The sequence below is a fragment of the Desulfonatronospira sp. genome (assembly GCA_003563255.1).
Taxonomy (GTDB): Bacteria; Desulfobacterota; Desulfovibrionia; order Desulfovibrionales; family Desulfonatronovibrionaceae; genus Desulfonatronospira.
In genome coordinates this window covers 1-4,307 of sequence record PWSL01000053.1, presented here as the reverse complement: position 1 = coordinate 4,307, position 4,307 = coordinate 1, and the positions used below count along the sequence as shown (strand labels likewise).

The window sequence follows — 4,307 nt, the reverse complement described above, 5'->3', positions numbered from 1 at the left end:
TTGATCAAACGGGTTTTTCTTAATCAGAGGCATGGCGAATTATTTTGCTGGTTGTAATTCGAGAACATAATGAAAAATTTTAGTCACTTCATAATCGTATTTTTTTTGTACCTACAACATCGAAAGGTTCTTCAGCCGGATCAAATGCAGGCTGGGAGACATAATCATTCCAGTGCTTTTCATAAAGGTTTCGTTCAAGAAGTATAGCCTCAAAACTTCTCCCAGGTTTACTATCATCAAGGCCTGGATCAACCTTAACACCACCAATATCTGTCAAGATATATCTATGATGAAGTTGCTCTCCATTAGGACGTTCTTTCCAACGTTGAATAGCAAGACTGAAATCTTTAGGTATTCTCTGTCGAAGCTGGTCATCACAAGGCTGCTTGAAATCATGAAAAGGGACCTTAGCCGAAGTATGAACAATTATCTTTGATATCGCTGGACGGCAAAATCTATTGACTGCAATAATACCCAGAAAGGCTTCAAGAGGCCTGCGCCGCCTAATATTGTCTGGGCCAAAATGAGGATCAATAAAATGAACTTCTGAACAGTTTGACAGCATCGCTTTTATAAGCTGAGCCATGTCAATAGCCTGTCGAGGACAGTGATCTTGCCTCAGTACACGCCACAAAGAATTATTATTGAGTGATTCAGGTTTCAATACTTTAATGTTCTTTCTCGGGTTTGTTTCTGCCAGGATAGCCTGAAATTCCTGCCTTTCATTTTCTATCTCAGCGTTTTCCAGCCAAGAAACATTACCATCATACTCATAACCAATACGCTGAATACGTCGTTCCGAAAGAAGATTGAAAATTGCTGTTATCCTTGGCAACTCATTAGTTTCATCTGCGGTAGCTGCTGCCTGTCTGAACTGCTTTCTCCAGTTTTTAAATCGTGGAAACTCGGACATTATTCGGGGAGTGCCAATTCCAAATTGTTCGATAAAATAACGATATTCAGAACGATCTTTGCCCCAGTCAACTGCAAGCTCAGGCTCAATCGCATACTCATAAATCATCAAAAAAGCTCCCTGGCACGTTCAGCGAAGAAACCCTGGGGCCAAGGCCTGTCAAACTCACCTTCTTTATTAACTGGAATATGCAGGACTTGTGAGCCTTTCTTATCTGGCTGGACATACAGCACTGATACTTGGTCTGGGGTTATGGGCGTTGCCCCTTCTTCCAGTTCACCTTCGGATGTTTCCCTGATACGGCGCAGAATGCGCAGGATTAAATGCTCGGAGTGGGTTTCAAGCAGGAAAGTGTTGTTATCAGCAAGAGCAGATTCAATAAAAACGTCACCAAGTTCTGCCTGCAAGGCCGGGTGCAAATGAATCTCAGGCTGCTCAATGGCAACAATCATACTCTTGGAGCCATATGCAGAAACAAGCACCGGCAGGACCTGGCTTATTCCGATCCCAACGTCACGGTGGGATACCTGGGTGTCTGTCCTGCGATCAACAAGAATAAGCTCTTGGATGTTGGCAAGGTCTGCCTCTTTATTTTTTATTTCAGACAACACCCCGTATAAAGTTCCAAACAGATCGCCGCCGATATTTTCTTCATTGTTTCCCCCAAGACGATCGTAGTCATCATCAACGTATGCTCTTTCAATCTGCTCAATTTTTTCTTCATAGTCAGCGTCAATATCATCAAGGGTCAACAAGTTTCTTATGAGCAGTTCATAATGGGTGCTTAGCTTTTTGTCATCACTTAGCCATTTATTGACCTTATCTCTGACTTCCTTGTTACGACGGACCACATCCCAGGCATACCCGCCCCCGGCTCGCCAGTTGATGTCGTCATGATCTGCAAAAGCAATATGCCTGGGCGGATATGATCGAAGGGGACCCAGGTATTGCAGACGCTTTATTTCAGCATGAACAACAGTATTCAGTTCCTGGATCAATTCATCCAAAGCCCTGGGTAGAAAAAAACGTACAGCTTTAGCCAGGTCTTCCTGGCGTGTACCACGACTTACCGGGAAAAAGCTCAATTTCTGTGCGGATTCTTCGTCAAGACTGTCATCCTTGATGCCTTTAGGCAAAAAAGCGCCCATTCGCCCTCGCAATCCAGCAATGATTTCAGCAATAGGTTTTTCAAGCGCCTGAATATCTTTTTCTGTCACACTTCCGGTGGTAGTGAAACTTTCAAGTAACGCGGTAATAAGTCTTCGGACAACAGGGTGCTTGTATGGCAGCATGTCCAGTGCCATCAGGTTTCCAGGTCTTTTGCTCATGCGCAGCAGGGTTTCTCCCTGACTTTCAAGCTCGTAGGAAATTACATTGGGCTTAGACCCGGCAATAGGCTGATCCTGATCGTCAAGAGGCATGCCTATTGCTATGTCCAAAGCGAGATCATCAACCGGCTCCAGGATCTCCTTAAGCCTCCCGGTAAAGTTCCCAGTTCCCATAGACAATCCCCATTCCATGCGAAGGCTGGTTTGACGGCGATGGATATATTGGCGGAACCCACCCAGATCAATGGAGCTGCCTCCAAGCTCAGTGCGGAACTGATCCAGTTCTCCAGTACGCATGGCTTCATGCACCAGGGCCAGGCTGTGAATAATGCTTGACTTACCAGAGCTGTTAGCTCCGAAAATGAGGGTGATTGGTTTGATTGGAATATTCTGAGATTTTGCAAATGCCTTGAAATTGCCAAGATGAAGTGATGTAATCATAGTGTCTTTCCTATAATGCCAGAGCTTTGGTCTGAATTTCCATTTCCTGAAGAAGCTCTTTCATGTGGTCCTGTCTCCATGAAGCTGTGAGATCGCCGGAGAAGGCATGGTGAAGGAGAATTGAAAAAAGATCTTCAACTTTATCTTTTCCACGATTTGCCATGTCCATCGATTCATGAAAACGTTGAACAGCCTTGGAGAATTTCTGCTGCAAATCAATAGGCGGACAACCAACTTCATATCGAGCAAGGAAAGTAGTTGGCACTCTCTGCTGACCTGCGGTGCCTGTAAAACTACATTCGGCTTGTTTTCTAAACGACTTCATCCTGACAAGGGCATATAGCCATTCTGAAACTGCAAGGCTTCTTGGACGCAAGACATGAAACTCTGTTGAGCCGAATCCAATACCATTAACTAAATTGCGGGCAATAGCAGCTTTACCATTTTGCATGCACGGAGTTATCTTTGCAAACAAGACATCGTTGTTTTTGAATTTCGTAAACCCTTTTTTAACTTCAGAATATTTTTTAACTTTCCCAAAAGAGATTTTGCCCCATACTCCGTCAACATCAGCCATTGGAATAAAAGATACTTCCGTATCATCAGAAACAATACCATTAGCAAATTTTGGATTAATCTCAGCGACTTCAGGGTCGCCCAGCATTTTAACTGGCCACCCCTTGGGATTTGTAGCTGGTTCACCAAACATTTTAATGAACAGGGCCGGAAGAATACGTTCTGCCTTATTATCCGCCTCAATCCGCATTTTACGCAGATGATCCGCCTGATCGAGTATCTCGACAATTCTAACCTGTTCAGAGAGAGAAGGAATAGGGATCTTCTTTTGTTTTAATAAGCTGTAATGCCTACTATAGCCTTTTGGCGGTATATTTAATGTCAGACAGAAAAAGTAGACAAATTTTGGATTTAAACAGTTTATTGGTCGTAAAGCTTTAACTCCATCAGCTCCTAAAGCGAATGGAAAGTCAATATACTTAAATATCCTCGTATGATCCCCAAATATAATAACTGGGAGATTTTCTCTAAAAAAATTCTTTTTATAAGTAAATCCAGCGACTAATTTCTGTCCTTGGTCAACAACCGGTAAATCCCCTTCTGTTAAAAAATCTTTCTTTTTAACTTTTTTATTTCCACTCGTTATGTCGTAAACCACGTCAGAAAAACAAACTAAAGGCCACTTCATCCTGAAGCCTCCGCATCCCTGAGCAACTTCTTTAATCCGCTTGTTATACCCTGCTCAATCTTCAACACTTCCCGGATCAGCTCTGCAGGGTCTTCATCTGGCACTTCTTCACCAATTTGAGGCTTAAAGCGGCTTGCAGTCAGGTTAAAGTCACTGCCTTCTATCAAATCATACTCAGCCCACCAGCACTTGGGTTCTTCAGACCCTGGTGAAAGAACAGAACCGGCCTGCTGGCCCGGCGGAGTCTGAAAATCTGATTTCCGGTACTGCTCCCAAGCTTTCAACAAACCTGGTATTTCGTTTTTTTCCGGGGTTTCAGGCCTCCCACCACCTTGGATCTTATCCGGATCATAGCCGTCATTTTTGACTTCATAAAACCAGATTTTTCTGGTCATTGCCTGCCTCTTTTTCTGAGCATTGA

4 protein-coding genes are annotated in these 4,307 nt (G+C 43.6%); all 4 read right to left on the bottom strand.

What is annotated here, in order from left to right; all coding sequences use genetic code 11:
- Positions 1-88: 88 nt before the first annotated feature.
- On the bottom strand, positions 89-1,021 hold the full coding sequence (locus tag QZP87_RS01675; protein WP_291321187.1) for a hypothetical protein: 933 nt from the start codon (positions 1,019-1,021) through the stop codon (positions 89-91).
- Complete coding sequence (locus QZP87_RS01670; protein ID WP_291321186.1) at positions 1,021-2,682, bottom strand: DUF3696 domain-containing protein; 1,662 nt, start codon at positions 2,680-2,682, stop codon at positions 1,021-1,023. Before QZP87_RS01670 ends, QZP87_RS01675 begins: the two co-directional genes overlap by 1 nt.
- A gap of 10 nt (positions 2,683-2,692) precedes the next feature.
- Positions 2,693-3,886: a restriction endonuclease subunit S gene (locus tag QZP87_RS01665; RefSeq protein ID WP_291321185.1), complete on the bottom strand. Its 1,194-nt coding sequence runs from the start codon at positions 3,884-3,886 to the stop codon at positions 2,693-2,695.
- The coding region (locus QZP87_RS01660) for a hypothetical protein (RefSeq protein ID WP_291321184.1) at positions 3,883-4,307 on the bottom strand (425 nt) is incomplete at its 5' end. The genes QZP87_RS01660 and QZP87_RS01665, both read right to left, overlap by 4 nt.

What these genes read in the sequence shown, in the direction of transcription:
- QZP87_RS01675 (WP_291321187.1), bottom strand. Translation starts at nt 1,021, where the DNA reads ATGATTTATGAGTATGCGATTGAGCCTGAGCTTGCAGTTGACTGGGGC.
- QZP87_RS01670 (WP_291321186.1), bottom strand. Translation starts at nt 2,682, where the DNA reads ATGATTACATCACTTCATCTTGGCAATTTCAAGGCATTTGCAAAATCT.
- QZP87_RS01665 (WP_291321185.1), bottom strand. Translation starts at nt 3,886, where the DNA reads ATGAAGTGGCCTTTAGTTTGTTTTTCTGACGTGGTTTACGACATAACG.